The sequence below is a fragment of the Streptomyces sp. NPDC036813 genome (assembly GCF_055609245.1).
On the sequence record NZ_JBVJPV010000008.1, the window covers coordinates 296,383 to 310,803 of the forward strand.

Annotated in this window: 15 protein-coding genes and 1 other RNA gene; 5 read left to right on the forward strand and 11 right to left on the reverse strand. The window is 71.7% G+C overall.

Annotation, left to right across the window (positions count from 1 at the left end; translation table 11 throughout):
* The first annotated feature begins 96 nt into the window (after positions 1–96).
* Genes ACZ67Q_RS19190 through ACZ67Q_RS19200 form a run of 3 tightly spaced genes read left to right on the forward strand, consistent with a single transcriptional unit; the run spans position 97 to position 1,781 of the window.
* The gene (locus ACZ67Q_RS19190) at positions 97–462 is read left to right on the forward strand and encodes a hypothetical protein (protein WP_471183330.1); all 366 of its coding nucleotides are present in this window, start codon (positions 97–99) and stop codon (positions 460–462) included.
* A gap of 27 nt (positions 463–489) precedes the next feature.
* Positions 490–1,104: an ATP-binding cassette domain-containing protein gene (locus ACZ67Q_RS19195; RefSeq protein ID WP_471183332.1), complete on the forward strand. Its 615-nt coding sequence runs from the start codon at positions 490–492 to the stop codon at positions 1,102–1,104.
* Positions 1,089–1,781, forward strand: coding sequence for a hypothetical protein (locus ACZ67Q_RS19200; protein WP_471183335.1), 693 nt, complete (start codon positions 1,089–1,091; stop codon positions 1,779–1,781). Before ACZ67Q_RS19195 ends, ACZ67Q_RS19200 begins: the two co-directional genes overlap by 16 nt.
* Here the strand turns inward: ACZ67Q_RS19200 and ACZ67Q_RS19205 are convergent.
* Positions 1,756–2,739 carry an extracellular catalytic domain type 1 short-chain-length polyhydroxyalkanoate depolymerase gene (locus ACZ67Q_RS19205; RefSeq protein ID WP_471183337.1) on the reverse strand — a complete coding sequence of 328 codons (984 nt, stop codon included), beginning with the start codon at positions 2,737–2,739 and terminating at the stop codon, positions 1,756–1,758. The two genes, ACZ67Q_RS19200 and ACZ67Q_RS19205, sit on opposite strands and share 26 nt — an antisense overlap.
* A 174-nt stretch (positions 2,740–2,913) precedes the next feature.
* Between ACZ67Q_RS19205 and ACZ67Q_RS19210 the strand changes: the two genes are divergently transcribed.
* On the forward strand, positions 2,914–4,023 hold the full coding sequence (locus ACZ67Q_RS19210) for an HAD family hydrolase (RefSeq protein WP_471183339.1): 1,110 nt from the start codon (positions 2,914–2,916) through the stop codon (positions 4,021–4,023).
* On the opposite strand, the gene ACZ67Q_RS19215 is transcribed toward ACZ67Q_RS19210, so the two are convergent.
* From ACZ67Q_RS19215 to ftsE, 7 genes are all read right to left on the reverse strand, one after another.
* On the reverse strand, positions 4,020–4,961 hold the full coding sequence (locus tag ACZ67Q_RS19215; protein WP_471183342.1) for a DUF4232 domain-containing protein: 942 nt from the start codon (positions 4,959–4,961) through the stop codon (positions 4,020–4,022). The genes ACZ67Q_RS19210 and ACZ67Q_RS19215 overlap by 4 nt on opposite strands.
* Positions 4,962–5,068: 107 nt before the next feature.
* Positions 5,069–5,473 carry a tRNA (N6-threonylcarbamoyladenosine(37)-N6)-methyltransferase TrmO gene (gene tsaA, locus ACZ67Q_RS19220; RefSeq protein WP_471183344.1) on the reverse strand — a complete coding sequence of 135 codons (405 nt, stop codon included), beginning with the start codon at positions 5,471–5,473 and terminating at the stop codon, positions 5,069–5,071.
* Between the two features lie 106 nt (positions 5,474–5,579).
* Positions 5,580–5,984: a transfer-messenger RNA gene (gene ssrA / locus ACZ67Q_RS19225) on the reverse strand.
* 135 nt (positions 5,985–6,119) lie between these two features.
* The gene (gene smpB, locus ACZ67Q_RS19230; RefSeq protein ID WP_471183347.1) at positions 6,120–6,599 is read right to left on the reverse strand and encodes an SsrA-binding protein SmpB; all 480 of its coding nucleotides are present in this window, start codon (positions 6,597–6,599) and stop codon (positions 6,120–6,122) included.
* Positions 6,600–6,664: 65 nt separating this feature from the next.
* Entirely contained in the window at positions 6,665–7,837 is a 1,173-nt protein-coding gene (locus tag ACZ67Q_RS19235) for a S41 family peptidase (protein WP_471183350.1), read from the reverse strand.
* Positions 7,838–7,905: 68 nt separating this feature from the next.
* On the reverse strand, positions 7,906–8,823 hold the full coding sequence (gene ftsX, locus ACZ67Q_RS19240) for a permease-like cell division protein FtsX (protein WP_361622377.1): 918 nt from the start codon (positions 8,821–8,823) through the stop codon (positions 7,906–7,908).
* Positions 8,824–8,874: 51 nt separating this feature from the next.
* On the reverse strand, positions 8,875–9,564 hold the full coding sequence (gene ftsE / locus ACZ67Q_RS19245; RefSeq protein WP_361622374.1) for a cell division ATP-binding protein FtsE: 690 nt from the start codon (positions 9,562–9,564) through the stop codon (positions 8,875–8,877).
* 261 nt (positions 9,565–9,825) lie between these two features.
* Between ftsE and ACZ67Q_RS19250 the strand changes: the two genes are divergently transcribed.
* Positions 9,826–10,017 (forward strand): hypothetical protein, encoded by a 192-nt coding sequence (locus ACZ67Q_RS19250; protein WP_361622371.1) that lies wholly within the window; start codon positions 9,826–9,828, stop codon positions 10,015–10,017.
* Positions 10,018–10,133: 116 nt separating this feature from the next.
* On the opposite strand, the gene ACZ67Q_RS19255 is transcribed toward ACZ67Q_RS19250, so the two are convergent.
* The 3 genes from ACZ67Q_RS19255 to ACZ67Q_RS19265 form a co-directional block, all read right to left on the reverse strand.
* A complete protein-coding gene (locus ACZ67Q_RS19255) occupies positions 10,134–11,048 on the reverse strand; it encodes a hypothetical protein (RefSeq protein WP_471183354.1) in 915 nt (304 codons plus the stop codon).
* Between the two features lie 285 nt (positions 11,049–11,333).
* Positions 11,334–12,440 carry a peptide chain release factor 2 gene (gene prfB / locus ACZ67Q_RS19260; RefSeq protein WP_471183356.1) on the reverse strand — a complete coding sequence of 369 codons (1,107 nt, stop codon included), beginning with the start codon at positions 12,438–12,440 and terminating at the stop codon, positions 11,334–11,336.
* A 693-nt stretch (positions 12,441–13,133) separates the two neighbouring features.
* The gene (locus ACZ67Q_RS19265) at positions 13,134–14,387 is read right to left on the reverse strand and encodes a serine/threonine-protein kinase (protein ID WP_471183359.1); all 1,254 of its coding nucleotides are present in this window, start codon (positions 14,385–14,387) and stop codon (positions 13,134–13,136) included.
* Positions 14,388–14,421: the final 34 nt, after the last annotated feature.

Sequence of the window (14,421 nt, forward strand, 5' to 3'; positions counted from 1 at the left end):
AGTGCCTCGCTGAGTGGTTCCACTGATGTGGGCAGGCCGCCCGGTTCCTAGCGTCGTAGGCAACGGTATCGGCTCCGGCACGACAAGGAATCCCTCATGAACCGCTTCCGGCTCGGTCTGCTTCTGTGCGCCCTGTCCGCCCTCCTGAACGCCGACGGGGTCATCGCGCTCGGCCAGGACGACCCGCCGCCGCTCGGCGTGGGTATCGCGAGCGCGGTGGCCGGCCTGGCCACGCTGGCCGGCGTGGCCCTGGCCCTGCGTTCCCGCCCCGGCGGCGTCGCCCTGGTGGTCGCGACCCGGCTGCTGTCGGCGGCCGTCCTCGGCCTTCCCGCGTACTTCATCGGCGCGCCCGGCTGGGTCTACGGCACGGTCACCGCCGGCCTGCTGCTGACCGCGGCCGGTCTGGCGCTGCTGTGGCCGAACCGGGCCCAGGCGCCCGCCCGTTCGAGGGCCGCGGCCTGAGGGCGCGCGTCTTACGGGAGCGACGCCATGGGTCCCGCGATCCCCGCGCTGACGGCCACCGGCATCCGCAAGAGCTACCGTCGCCGGCCCGTCCTGCGCGGCACCGATCTGTCCGTGTCCCCCGGCGAGGTGGTGGCCGTCGTCGGGGAGAACGGCTCGGGCAAGTCCACGCTGCTGCGGATCTGCGCCGGTGTGCTGCGGGCCGACGCGGGCCGGGTGGTGCGGCGGGGGCGGGTGGGCTACTGCCCCCAGGAGCCCGCCCTGCTGGAGCGGCTGCCGGCCCGTGACCATCTGGTCCTGTTCGGCCGCGCGGCCGGCTGGGACCGGGCGCGGTCCCTGGCCGACGGTGCGCGGCTGCTGGCGGCGTTCGGCTTCCGGGCCGAGGAGGGGCGGCCGGTCCGCCAGTTGTCCGGCGGGGGCCGGCAGAAGCTCAACCTCGCCCTGTCCCTGCTCGGTGATCCCGACGTGCTGCTGCTGGACGAGCCGTACCAGGGCTTCGACCACGGTGCCTACGTCGACTTCTGGGAGCACGTGGACGACTGGCGGGATTGCGGCAGGGCCGTGGTCGTGGTGACCCATCTGCTCGCCGAACTGTGGCGCGCGGACCGAGTGGTGGAGCTGGCGTCGTGCCCCGCTGGCTGACCCTCGCGGAGATGCAGGCGCGCGACCTGGCGCACCGGTGGGTCGCGCTGGCCCTGCTGTTCGGCCTGCCCGCCACCTGGTATCTGGCGGAGCTGGCGTCCGGCGCGCCCTGGGCGATCGGTGCGGGCGCGCTGGCGATGGGCTGGACGTGCGGGGCGGCCGCGCTGTTCGCGGCGCTCGGCGGCCGGGCGGTCGACCCGCGGCTGGTGCAGGCCGGCTACCGGCCGTGGGAGATCGTCCTGGGCCGGATCGCCGTCCTGCTGGGTCTCGCGCTGCTGACCGCCGGCGCCTTCGCGCTGCTGATCGTCGTCGGTTCCCGGCCGGACCGGCTGGGGGACGTGCTGCTCGGGCTGGTGCTGGGCGCCGTGGTCTCGGTCGCCCTCGGCTGGGCCGTCGCCGCGCTCGTCCCGCACGAACTGGAGGGCACCCTGGTCCTGATCGGCCTCGCCGGCATCGCCCCCACGGTCCCGGGAAGCGTCGGCAGCTGGCTGCCGTTCCACGCCCTGCTGCGCTTCACCGACGTCACCGTGGCGCCGCCGGCCGCGCTGCCGCTGACGCTGCACGCGCTCGGCTACATGGCGGCCCTGACCGCCGTCGCCCTCGTCGCCTGGCGGCACCGCGTACGGCTCGCGCCCGATCCGGCGACGGCACTCACCCGGTCGTCAGCCCCCAGGTGAGCGCGAGGCGGTACCCGGCGCACAGGCCGACGTCGAGCAGATAGGCCCCGGCGGTCCCGCAGCCGGTGCCGGGGTCGACGGGCTGCCCGTGTCCCATGCCGGTGATGGAGTAGGTCTCGACGACGGCTCGTCCGGCGCCGTCCCGGTACACCTGGTGCGGGTACCCGGCGACGGTGTCGGAGACATCGGCGGCCTGGTCGGCGCCCTGCACATCGGTCCACTGCTTCACCAGGTCGGTCATGTTGACGGGCTTGACGGTGTAGTCGGCGCTGCCGTGCAGGACGGTGAGCGTGGGCCAGGGCCCGCCGTACCCGGGGCGGGCGGCCCGCACCCGGTCCCCCCACTGGCGCGGGGTCTGCGTGGCGCCGACGTACATGCAGACATACGGCGAACCGGCGGCCTGTGCGCACCCGTACGGCAGCCCGGCGACCACGCCGCCACCGGCGAACTTCTCGGGGTAGGCCGCCATCATCACGGCGGTCATGCCACCGCCGGCGGACAGCCCGGTGACGTACACGCGCGACGGGTCGCCCCCGGTGTCGGCGAGTTGCCGGTCCACCATCTGCGCGACGGACGCGGCCTCGCCCTGACCGCGCTGGATGTCGCCGCTCTGGAACCAGTCGAAGCAGTTGGAGGGGTTGTTGCCGCTCTGCTGCTGCGGCAGCACGACGGAGAAGCGATAGCGGTCGGCCAGCTGGAGCCACCCGCTGCCGGTGCCGTACCCGGCGGCGTCCTGGGTGCATCCGTGCAGCGCGACGACGACGGGCCGCCCGGCGGGGAGTCCGTCGGGGTCGTGGCGGAACATGCGCAGGTTGCCGGGGTTGGAGCCGAAGCCGGTGACTTCCCCAACGCCCGGCGCCGCGGTGGCACGGCCGGGGGTGAGGGAGGTGAGGCTCAGGGCGACCAGGAGGGTCGCCAGGAGGGCGGCGATACGGTGTGCGGCTCTGGTCGAGGTCATGGGCAGGGACGGTAGGAGCCCGGCCGCCGGGCCGACATGGGGCGGGCCACCACAATCGGGCGGCCCCCGTGTGGCTGTGTCGTACGTCTTGACAGGGACCGTCCGGCGGGAGTTCCCTTCGTTGCTCATAGGGCGAGGTATTGCGCGATACGAAACCCGAAGAGAGGGGCCAGCATGGCCGTCACCCGGCGTCGTCTGCTCAGTGCCGTACCGGTCGTCAGCGCGGTGGCGGCCGTGCCGGTACCGGCGCGGGCATCGGACGGGCCCGCACCCGGTCACCGCGGCGGAGGAAGGGCGCGGCTGACGAACTGGCCCGCGGCACAGGCGCGTCGGCTGGAGCGGCTCATCGCCGAGTTCGCGGGGCGCGACGCGTACGCCGTGTTCGACGCGGACAACACGATCTGGCGCTACGACCTCGAAGAGGCCCTGCTGCCCTATCTGGAGATGAAGGGAGAGCTGACCCCGGAGACGATCGACCCGTCCCTGAAGCTGATCCCCTTCCGCGAGGCCGAAAGCCTCTACTCCTACTACGTCCGGCTCTGCGAGATCGACGACAAGGTCGGCTACCCGTGGATCGCGCAGGTGTTCGCGGGATTCGGCCTGCGGCAGCTGAAGACCCGCGTCGACGAACTCTTCGCCTACGCCGAGCCCATCCCGGTGACGTACTACGACGGCGACAAGCTGGTGCACGACACCGTCAACGCGCCCCGGATCTACCCCGGCCAGCGTGAACTCCTCAACGCCCTGCGGGAACACGGCATCACGCCGTACGTCATGACGGCCGCCCACGAGGAGCTGGTGCGCATGGTGGTCTCCGACCCGCGCTACGGCCTCGGCGTCGAGCCGCAGAACGTCATCGGCGTCACCACGCTGCTGCGCGACCCCGCGACCGGTGAACTGACCACCGCCCGCAAGCAGATCGAGCAGGGGCACTTCCTGGACGCGCAGTACCCGGCGAGCAAGCACGCGGGCATGGTGCTGACGCCGTACCTGTGGACTCCGGCCACCTGGTACGTGGGCAAGCTCGCGGGCATCAAGGAGTACATCGACCCCTACCGGCGGCCCGTCCTGGTCGCGGGCGACTCGCCGTCGGACTGGTTCATGCTCTTCGACAGCGATGTGCGGGCCGGGGGCCTGCGACTGTGGGTCAACCGCAAGCAGAAGTACACCGACGCGCTGGAGGCCGAGAAGGCCGAACGGACGGACCGGCAGAAGGCAGCCGGCGTGGCGGCGGACGCGGACCGGGGCTGGGTGCTCGTCAAGCCCGCGGAGATCGGCGGCTAGCCGCCGTCACCGGGAGCGGGCGCGCTTCTCCCGGCCTGGGCGCCACTCTCGGTCCGGGCGCCCGTCTCCCGTGTCCACGGCCCGACGCCCAGCTTGCCCGTCGTGCCGAGATCGAGTTCCGGGGTGACCGTCACCGGGCGGGCGCCCGCCTTCGCCCACATCCGGACGTAAGGGACGTTCACCGCGTCGCCGAAGCCGGTGGTGTTGCGCCACGTCATGACGGCCGCCGCACGCTCCCCCGGCTTCAGGGCGAGGGGGGTGGGGGCTGCGTCCGCGCCGGTGCCGGAGGCGATCTCGCCGCCCCCGTGCAGGACTTGGACCGTGTCCACGGGTTCATGGTCGGCGTCGAGGAGCTGGAGCCGGGGGTAGCCGTCGACGTGATAGGTGGCCTTGCCGCAGTTCTCCAGGTGCAGCCCCACGACCCGCAGGCCCATCGCGGCGTCGCCCCGGTCGGCGTACACCCGCACCCCGGAGGCCGGGCACGGGCCGGCCTGCGAGGGCGCCTCGGCGGAGGGGACACTGCGCACCTGGAGGATCTTGGCGCCCGCCACGTCGCCCACCCGGTACGACGGTCCGGCCGTCCGCCGGACCGTCGCGCCCGGCGCCACCCGTTCCACCGTCTGCGACACGTTGTCGAGCGCACCGCCGGAGGCCGCGAGGAAGCTGAGCGTGACCGTGTACGTCAGCTCGGCACGGGTGCGGTTGGTGACCTCGTACGCCACCGTGGAGCCGGTGTGGCGGCAGGCGCCGTCCGGGCCGGAGACCGGGAGCGCGGTGATCCGCACCCCGTCCTTCTCCTCCCCCGCGCTGCCGGTCGCCGCGGAGGGCGAGGCGCAGGGGTCTGCGCCGGCCGGCCCGTCCGCCGCCCGCGTGCCGCACGCCGCGAGCAGCAGGGCGGCGGCGAGAACGGCCGGGACGGCGAGGTGAGAGGTCCGCATCCGGTCACCCCATCAGAGCCCCTGCCGGGCGGCTGTGGTGGAAGCCACTGCTCCGGCAACAGAGGTGTCACAGACCGCCCCACAGGGCCGGCACCGCCCGGTGTACGTCAGCGGTCCGGGGTGAGGACGGGCTTGACGTCCAGGATGGGCGTGCCGTCGATGGCCTCCAGGTTGCGCACATGGACGCGCGTCCCGGCCACGGTGAGGATGCGGACGGTGTGCAGGCCGATCGGATTGGGGCGGTCCGGCGCGCGGGTGGCGAAGACTCCGGTGAGCGGCCGGGCGGCGTCGCCGCGCGGGTGCACGGTGAGCGTGTCGCGGTCGGCGCGGTCGAGCCAGGTCAGCAGCACCACGTCGGCGCCCTCGGTGAGACCGTCGAGCGCGGCGGCGTACCGCTCGTCGAAGACGAGCCAGGCGTCGGGCGCTCCCTCGTCGGGCTGGCGGGGCGCCGCGGCCCGGTCCGTGAGCTGGGACTCGACGCGCCCGATCGGGCGCAGTGCGTATGCGGTCACGTTCCTTCGACCCCTTCCGTACCGGTACCCACGTACCCATGACGAAGGCCCCGTCGCTCGAAGCGACGGGGCCTTCGCCCACATGGGGTTGATCCCCGGAGGGATCTCGTGGAGATGGCGGGAATCGAACCCGCGTCCAACGGTGCGGAATCAGGGCTTCTCCGTGTGCAGTCCGCTGTGCTTTTCTCAGCCCCGGAGATCACGCGGACAAGTCTCCGACGGGCTCAGTCACTGTGTGATTTCCCTCTACACCCCGTGACCGGGCCTAGAGGTTTAGTTCCCTAGCTGATGCCAGGATCCGGGTCGGGAACACCCCCGGGCTGACACTCCCTATGAGTAGGGCAGCCGCTGCTCGCTACCTGAGATCAGGCAGCGAGGGCCAGCTGGCCCTGGGAGAGATCGCGCTTGGAATTGGCGATTATTTTTTTCGGCCTGTGGTTTACGAGATCATGGCCGCTTCCTCGACACGCTTCCCCTGCTTCGACAGCCGCTGTCGAAACCGATCATCCCCATGTTGATTTTTCAATGAGCACACCGGGCATCACGTCCGGTGCTACCTGCCATCGTACGTGACCAACGCCGGTGGATGCCAGCGCATTCCCGGTCGGTCCGGCCCTGGGTGCCGGCGTGATCGGCGGGAGGCCCCCTACGCCTGCTGCTTGCGCCGTACCGCCGAGACGGCGCGCTCGGTCTCGCGGCGGTCCTGCTTCTCGCGCAGCGTCTGGCGCTTGTCGTACTCCTTCTTGCCCTTCGCCAGCGCGATCTCGATCTTGGCCCGGCCGTCCTTGAAGTACAGGGCGAGCGGCACGATCGTGTGCCCCGTCTCCTGGGACTTCGACTCCAGCTTGGCGATCTCCTCGCGGTGCAGCAGCAGCTTGCGCTTGCGGCGGGCGCTGTGGTTGGTCCAGGTGCCCTGGCTGTACTCCGGGACGTGCACGTTGTGCAGCCACGCCTCGTGCGCGTCGAGCTGCACGAAGCCGTCGACCAGCGACGCCCGCCCCTGGCGCAGCGACTTCACCTCGGTGCCGGTGAGGACGAGACCGGCCTCGTAGGTGTCGATGATGAGGTAGTCGTGCCGCGCCTTCTTGTTCTGCGCGATCAGCTTGCGCCCTTTTTCCTTAGCCATAGTGCCGACCATTTTCGCACCACACCGGGGGTGCGCGGGAAGTGGATTAACCCGGCCCGCTCGAACTACGTGGTGTCGCCCAGGCCGCCGAGCACCGTCTGGGCCCGCTTCAGCGCCTCGCCGTCGGCGTCCAGGTCCGGCGTGATGCCGGCGCCGTCGACGCCACGGCCCGAGGGGGTGCGGTAGTGCCCGACGGTCAGCTCGGCCACGGAGCCGTCCGGCAGCCGGCTCGGCATCTGCACCGAGCCCTTGCCGAAGGTGCGCGACCCGACGACCACGGCGCGGCCACGGTCCTTCAGGGCGCCGGTGAGCAGCTCGGCCGCGCTCATCGTCCCGCCGTCGACGACCGCGACCAGGGGCCTCGCGGTGTCGCCGCCGGGCGCGGCGCGCAGGACGCGCTCGGCGCCGTCCACGTCGTAGGTGGCGACGAGGCCGCCGTCGAGGAACACCGACGCTGTGTCCACGGCCTCGGTGACCAGGCCGCCGGAGTTGCCGCGCAGGTCGAGCACGATCCCCGCGTCGGCCGGCGCCCGCCGTACCGCGGCGCGCACCTCGTCGCCGACGCCCTTGGTGAAGGAGGCGATCCTGATCACGGTGATGCCGCCGGGGAGCCTGTGCACGGTCACCGAGTTCGTCGACAGCCGGGCGCGGCGCAGGGTGAGCGTCCACGCGCGCGTGCCACGCTCCAGGCCGAGCCTGACCGTCGTACCGGCTCCGGCGTCGGTGGCGTCGCCGCGCAGTAAGGCGACGACGTCGGTGACGGGACGGCCGTCGACCGCGTGTCCGTCGATGCTGCGCAGCCGGTCGCCGGCGCGGATGCCGGCCTCGGCCGCGGGCGACCCGGCGCTGACCTTCGTCACCTCGATACGGCCGCCCCGCTCGCGCCGCGCCCACAGCCCGACGCCGGTGTAACGGCCGTCGAGGGCGTCCTGGAACTCCTCGTACTCGCCCTGCGAGTAGACGGCGCCCCAGCGGTCCCCGCTGCGGCTGACGGCCCGTTCGGCGGCCTCCGTCGGGGACTTGCCGTCGGCCATCGCCTCGGCGGCGGCCCGGGCGACCGCCTCGTGGCGCCCGCCGGGGGCGGTGGCCGCCCGGACCGTGTCCGCCGTGGTCCTGCGATCGGTGCCGGGCAGCGAACCGGTCGCGGCTCCCGCGACGAGCACGCTCGCGAACACCAAGGTCAGGGTGGCCCCGCGGCCGATGCGGCGGGGCTGACAGAACAGGTCACGACCTGACATGGCGGTGAGTCTAGGACAACGACGAAGGGCCGCAGGGGCTCTTGCCCCCGCGGCCCTCTTGGCGTTGGTCACACCTTCAGATACTTGCGCAGCGCGAAGAACGCGGCCAACGCGGGCATCAGGAAGCTCGCGGCGAGGATGAGCGGCAGCTTGGTCAACACCGCGTCCCAGCCGACGAAGTTGATGAGCGGCAGCTTCTGCGACAGCGCCACACCGTGGTCGATGACGAAGTACTGGCCGAGGACCAGGAACGTACAGGCGACCGTGCCGCCGATCACCCCGGCGACGGCGGCCTCCATGATGAACGGCGCCTGGATGTACAGGCCGGAGGCGCCGACCAGCCGCATGATCCCGGTCTCCCGCCGGCGGCTGAACGCCGAGACGCGCACGGTGTTGACGATCAGCAGCAGCGCCACCGACAGCATCACCAGCATCACGCCGCGCGCGCCGAGGTTGAGATAGCCGAGCAGCGTGAACAGGTTGTCCAGGATGCCCTTCTGGTCCTGCACCGACTGCACGCCGTCACGCCCGTTGAAGGCGGTCGCGATGACCTGGTACTTCTCCGGGTCCTTCAGCTTGATCCGGTACGACTCCTGCATCTGGTCCGGCGTCAGGGAGCTGGCCAGCGGCGAGTTGCCGAACTGCTCCTTGTAGTGCTTGTACGCCTCGTCCTGCGACTCGTACACGACCTTGTCGACGACCGTCATCTTCTTCAGGTCGTCGAGGATCTGCTTCTTCTGGTCCGCGGTCACCGCGCCCTTGGCACAGTTGGGGTCGGACTCGGCGTCGCTCTTGTTGCAGAGGAAGATCGAGACGTTGACCTTGTCGTACCAGAAGCCCTTCATCTGGCTCACCTGGTCGCTCATCAGGAGCGAGGCGCCGAACAGGGCGAGCGAGAGGGCGACGGAGACGATCACCGCGAGGGTCATCGTCAGGTTGCGGCGGAGACCCACACCGATCTCCGACAGGACGAACTGGGCGCGCATGGCGGCTGGTTATGCCTTTCCGTGGCTTGGATGCGGTCTCGTACGCGTCGGTCAGTGCTGGTAGCCGTAGACGCCGCGGGCCTGGTCGCGGACGAGGCGTCCCTTCTCCAGCTCGATGACGCGCTTGCGCATCTGGTCCACGATGTTCTGGTCGTGCGTCGCCATCACGACGGTCGTACCGGTCCGGTTGATCCGGTCGAGCAGCTTCATGATGCCGACGGAGGTCTGCGGGTCGAGGTTGCCGGTGGGCTCGTCCGCGATCAGCAGCTTGGGCCGGTTGACGAACGCGCGCGCGATGGCGACGCGCTGCTGCTCACCGCCGGACAGCTCGCCCGGCATGCGGTCCTCCTTGCCTCCGAGGCCGACCAGCTCCAGCACCTGCGGCACGGACTTGCGGATCTCGCCACGGGACTTGCCGATGACCTCCTGCGCGAAGGCGACGTTCTCCGCGACCGTCTTGTTCGGCAGCAGACGGAAGTCCTGGAAGACGGTCCCCAGCTGGCGGCGCATCTGCGGCACCTTCCAGTTGGAGAGGCGCGCGAGGTCCTTGCCGAGGACGTGCACCTGTCCGTGGCTGCACCGCTCCTCGCGGAGGATCAGCCGCAGGAAGGTGGACTTTCCGGAGCCGGAGGACCCCACGAGGAACACGAACTCGCCCTTCTCGACCTCGAGGGAGACATCCCTGAGGGCGGGGCGGGTCTGCTTGGGGTAGACCTTGGAGACGTTGTCGAATCGGATCACGGATGCACCACGGGTCGCCGGGGGTAGATGAGCGTGACCATACGCGAAGCGGGTGTGGGCGCGCAGTCACCGGTAACGGTTGAGCGAGGCTTGTACGTTTTTGTACGGAACATTGCAACGCCGGTGACGACGCCCACGTAAGGCGCCCCCTTCGCAGGGCCCCGCGCAGCCTCCGATGGAACCTGGCACAGTGGTAGGGGGAACGTTCGCGTTTCCGTATGCGTTGTACGGGACAGAAACCGGTTCAAGGAGGGCGAGCGCATGACGTACGACCGGCTGGTGTGCGCGAGCTGCGCGGCGCCCGTGAGCGAGGGCCGGTGCCCTGTGTGCCGTGCGAACCGCGAGCGGCTGCAGCAGGAGAACTTCTTCGCCGGACTGAACCCCGTGGCGCTGATCGCCCTGCTGGCCGCGCTGATCGCGGCGGTGGCGCTGCTGGCGCACCAGACCGTGTAGCAGGCGGTCACCGCAGCGCACGGACGACGACCGAGGGCCCGGAGCGGGATGCTCCGGGCCCTTCGTCGTGCGCTGTACGGCGTCTGCCGTTACCGCTGGTGCCGCTGTCGCTACCGTCAGGCAGCGGCAGCGCCGCGGCCTGCGGCGAGGCGCGGCAGGATGCGGAAGCCGATACCGCCGGCGATCATCGTGGCGGCGCCGATGACCAGGAACGCGGTCTGACCGGCACCCGTCTCGGCGAGCTGGCCGTCCTTGCCCTGGGCGGAGGCGGCGGAACCGCCGGTGGAGGACGTGGCCTCACCGGTGTCGGTCAGGGCCGAGGAGCCCTCCTCCTGGGTGGAGCTGCCACCGTTGGGGTCGGTGTGGTCACCGCCGGTGGAACCGCCGGTGGTGGAACCGCCGCCACCGTTCCCGCCGTTTCCGTTGCCGCCGTTGCCGTTACCACCGTTGCCGTTACCACCGTCGTTGCCGGCGGAGGTGCCGGACGACGTGCCCGCCGAGGTACCGGCGGACGTGCCCGCCGAGGTACCGGCGGAGGTGCCCGCCGACGTGCCGGTGGACGTGCCCGCCGAGGTACCGGTGGAGGTGCCCGTGGACGTGCCCTCGGACGTACCGGTGGAGGTGCCCGCCGACGTGCCGGTGGACGTGCCCGCCGAGGTACCGGTGGAGGTGCCCGTGGACGTGCCCTCGGACGTACCGGTGGACGTGCCCTCGGAGGTGCCCGTGGACGTGCCCTCGGACGTACCGGTGGACGTGCCCTCGGAGGTGCCCGTGGACGTGCCCTCGGTCGTGCCCAGCGAGGTGCCCTCGGTCAGGCCCAGGGTGGCGCCCTCGGTCGTGCCCTCGGTGGTGCCCTGGGTCGTCCCTTCGGTCGCCCCTTCGGTCGAGCCTTCGGTCGTCCCGCTGTCGAGGCTCACGCCGACATTGAAGTCGAGTGCCGAGGCGGCGCCTGCCGCCGTCAGGGAGGCACCGGCCGCGATCACGGCGCCGGCGGCTATCCGCGCGACGCGGATCCGCGTCTTCTTGGTCATGTGGTTGCTACCCCCAGTAGCTGATCGTCAGTGAGGCGGCGCTCGGGACGGTGATCGACGGAGGAGGCAGCACGTTTGCTCACGTTCCCCCGGTTCACATGCGCCCCAGAAATACGCATGCCGCGCCCAACCCTTCCCATTTTTCAAAGCAACGTCAAGGCCGTTGCGGGCGCGATGTCCGGATAAGGGGATCTTTGCCGCGGGTTGGCGAGTGTGAGCGTGCTGTAAAACCTGGACAAACGCCAACCGCCCCTGCGAGAGGGGCGGTTGGCTTTGTCGACAAACTTACTTCTCTTGCTGCTTGCGCCAGCGAATTCCGGCCTCGAGGAAACCGTCGATCTCGCCGTTGAAGACCGCCTCGGGGTTTCCGACCTCGTGCTCGGTCCGCAGGTCCTTCACCATCTGGTACGGGTGCAGGACGTACGAACGCATCTGGTTGCCCCAGGAGTTGCCGCCGTCGCCCTTGAGGGCGTCCATCTTGGCCTGCTCCTCCTGGCGGCGCCGCTCGAGCAGCTTGGCCTGGAGGACGTTCATGGCGGTGGCCTTGTTCTGGATCTGCGAGCGCTCGTTCTGGCAGGAGACGACGATGCCGGTCGGCAGGTGCGTGATGCGCACCGCGGAGTCGGTGGTGTTGACGCCCTGACCGCCGGGCCCGGAGGACCGGTACACGTCGATGCGCAGCTCGGACTCGTCGATGTCGACGTGGTCTGACTGCTCGACGACGGGGAGGACCTCGACGCCCGCGAAGGAGGTCTGGCGGCGGCCCTGGTTGTCGAAGGGAGAGATGCGCACGAGGCGGTGCGTGCCCTGCTCGACGGAGAGGGTGCCGTAGGCGTAGGGGACGTGCACCGCGAAGGTGGTCGACTTGATGCCGGCCTCTTCGGCGTACGACGTCTCGATGAGCTCGGTCTTGTAGCCCTTCTGCTCCGCCCACCGCAGGTACATCCGCTGCAGCTTCTCCGCGAAGTCGGCGGCGTCGACGCCACCGGCCTCGGCGCGGATGTTGACGAGCGCCTCACGGGAGTCGTACTCGCCGCTCAGCAGCGTGCGGACCTCCATCTCGTCCAGCGCCTTCTTGACGGAGACGAGCTCGGACTCGGCCTCGGCACGGGTGTCCGGGTCGTTCTCCTCCTCGGCCATCTCGAAGAGCACGGCGAGATCGTCGATCCGCGAGCGCAGGGCCTCGGCCTTCCGCACCTCGGCCTGGAGGTGCGAGAGCTTGCTGGTGATCTTCTGCGCCTCGTCCGGGTCGTCCCACAGGGACGGCGCGGCCGCCTGCTCCTCGAGCACGGCGATGTCTGCCCTCAGCTTGTCGAGGTCCAGGACGGCCTCGATCGACTCCATGGTCGAGGAGAGGGACTTCAGCTCTTCGGATACATCGACGACTGCCACGCCTCCAGCGTAACGGCTCCACCGTCCGACCAACGCCGGGCGACTGCCGTCGGCTGCACGGGGACCCGGATCCGCCCCACCGGACCCGGGCCGGCCCCGCCCCACCGGGGCATGGGCCGGACCCCCGCCCGGATCCGGCGCCTGCCCCGCCGGGGCCGGGGCGGATTCGGGGACGCGCCCTCTGACCCCGCCCGGGCCCGGAGGCCTGCCGGCGCCCGGGCCCGGAGGCCTGCCGCGCAGGGGCCCGGGGCGTCTACCCCCGCCGCAGTCCGGGGCCGAGCCCCTCGGCGGGGCCGGGCGGGGTCAGATCCGGGGGCGCGCCCCTGACCCCGCCCGGGGGCGGGCCGCCGCACTGGGGCCCCGGGGGGGGAGGCCGTCGGGGGCTGGGGCGGAGCCCCGGGCGGTGGCTCTTGCGCAAGGGAGTCGGGTGGGTGGGTGGGAAACGCCCCGGGGCCAGGGGCGGAGCCCCTGGTCGGGTCCGGGCAGCCCCGGGCTGTTGCGGCAGCGTCGGGCGTGAGGCGGCCTGCGTCGCGGAGTGACCGGCGCTCACCTCACGGCATGACCGGCGCTCCCCCCACGCCGTACCTCACGGCATGACCGGCGCTCCCCACACGCCGTACCTCACGGCATGAGTCGGGGCTCACCCCGCGCCGTACCTCACGGCCTGAGTCGGGGCTCACCCCGCGCCGTACCTCACGGCGTGACCGGGGCCGAGTTCTTCGTGTTCGGGGAAGGGGAGCCCTCGTCGTCGGATGCGGCGGCCCATGCCCCGATGCCCACCGCGGCAGCGACCAGCACTCCCGCCACCCCCAACGTCAGCCGGCGCCGCCGCACGGCCGTCGCGCGGTTGCGGGCGGAGCCGGGGCGGGGGGCGCCCGCGGCGCGGGGCGCGCGGGCCGTGCCGAGGGCTCCGCCGGCCAGCTCGTCGGGGCCCGGCACCCTCATCGACGTATGCGTGTCGCGGTTGGAGTCGGGCGCCGCGCCGCGGACCAGCGGGACGGCTCCCCGGCGGGCCCGGGTCCGGGCGGGGTCCCCCGCCGGCTCCCCCGTGCCGTCGCCGTCCTCGGCCTCCTCGTCGCCCTCCGCGTCCGCGTCCGGCTCGTCGACGTCCAGCGGAGGCAGGCCGGCCAGTATCGGCAGCTGCTCCCGCAGCCGTACCGCAAGCTCGGAGGCGCGCAGCCGGGACGCCGGGGCTTTGGCCAGGCACTGGACGAGCAGCTGCCACAGCTCCTCCGGGATGCCGGGCAGTGGAACCACCGTCTCGGTGACATGGCGCCGCAGCACCGCCCCGGGATGCCCGCCGCCGAACGGCGTGAAGCCCGCCAGCAGCTCGTAGAGCACCGTCGCGAGCGCGTAGATGTCCACCGCCGCCCGCGGCGGCAGGCCCTCCACGATCTCGGGGGCGAGATAGTCCGGCGTCCCGATGATCTTCGTGGCGCGGGTCCGCTTCGGGGTGTCGATCAGCTTCGCGATCCCGAAGTCCGTCAGCAGGGCCCGGTGCGAGCCGCCGGGCCCGAGCGGGCCCTGCATGTCGAGCAGGACGTTCTCCGGCTTGACGTCCCGGTGGACGACCCCGGCCGCGTGCGCGGCGGCGAGTCCCTCGGCGACGTCCGCCACGATCGACACGGCCGCCGCCGGCGCGAGGCGCCGCTCGCGCTCCAGCCGCGTCCGCAGGTCCGTGCCCCGCACGAGGTCCATGACCAGCGCGAGGTCGTTGCCGTCGACGACCAGGTCCCGCACCGACACCACGTTCGGATGCTCCAGGCCGAGCAGCGCGGTTCGCTCCTGCACGAAGCGGCCCACGAGCTCCTCGTCGGACGCGAGGTCCTCACGCAGCAGCTTGATGGCGACGGGCCCGTCGGGGCCCTCGCCCAGCCACACCGTGCCGGCGCTGCCCCGGCCGAGGATCTGGTGGGCGGTGTACCGGCTGCCGATCTTCCGTGCCAAGACTGCTCCTACAGACGCGTGTTGTCGCTAAAGC

Excerpts from the sequence above, each read along its gene's own strand:
- ACZ67Q_RS19195 (WP_471183332.1), top strand. The coding sequence starts at position 490 with ATGGGTCCCGCGATCCCCGCGCTGACGGCCACCGGCATCCGCAAGAGC.
- ACZ67Q_RS19250 (WP_361622371.1), top strand. The coding sequence starts at position 9,826 with ATGACGTACGACCGGCTGGTGTGCGCGAGCTGCGCGGCGCCCGTGAGC.
- ftsX (WP_361622377.1), bottom strand. The coding sequence starts at position 8,823 with ATGCGCGCCCAGTTCGTCCTGTCGGAGATCGGTGTGGGTCTCCGCCGC.
- ACZ67Q_RS19255 (WP_471183354.1), bottom strand. The coding sequence starts at position 11,048 with ATGACCAAGAAGACGCGGATCCGCGTCGCGCGGATAGCCGCCGGCGCC.
- ACZ67Q_RS19210 (WP_471183339.1), top strand. The coding sequence starts at position 2,914 with ATGGCCGTCACCCGGCGTCGTCTGCTCAGTGCCGTACCGGTCGTCAGC.
- ACZ67Q_RS19215 (WP_471183342.1), bottom strand. The coding sequence starts at position 4,961 with ATGCGGACCTCTCACCTCGCCGTCCCGGCCGTTCTCGCCGCCGCCCTG.
- smpB (WP_471183347.1), bottom strand. The coding sequence starts at position 6,599 with ATGGCTAAGGAAAAAGGGCGCAAGCTGATCGCGCAGAACAAGAAGGCG.
- ACZ67Q_RS19190 (WP_471183330.1), top strand. The coding sequence starts at position 97 with ATGAACCGCTTCCGGCTCGGTCTGCTTCTGTGCGCCCTGTCCGCCCTC.
- ACZ67Q_RS19205 (WP_471183337.1), bottom strand. The coding sequence starts at position 2,739 with ATGACCTCGACCAGAGCCGCACACCGTATCGCCGCCCTCCTGGCGACC.
- ACZ67Q_RS19235 (WP_471183350.1), bottom strand. The coding sequence starts at position 7,837 with ATGTCAGGTCGTGACCTGTTCTGTCAGCCCCGCCGCATCGGCCGCGGG.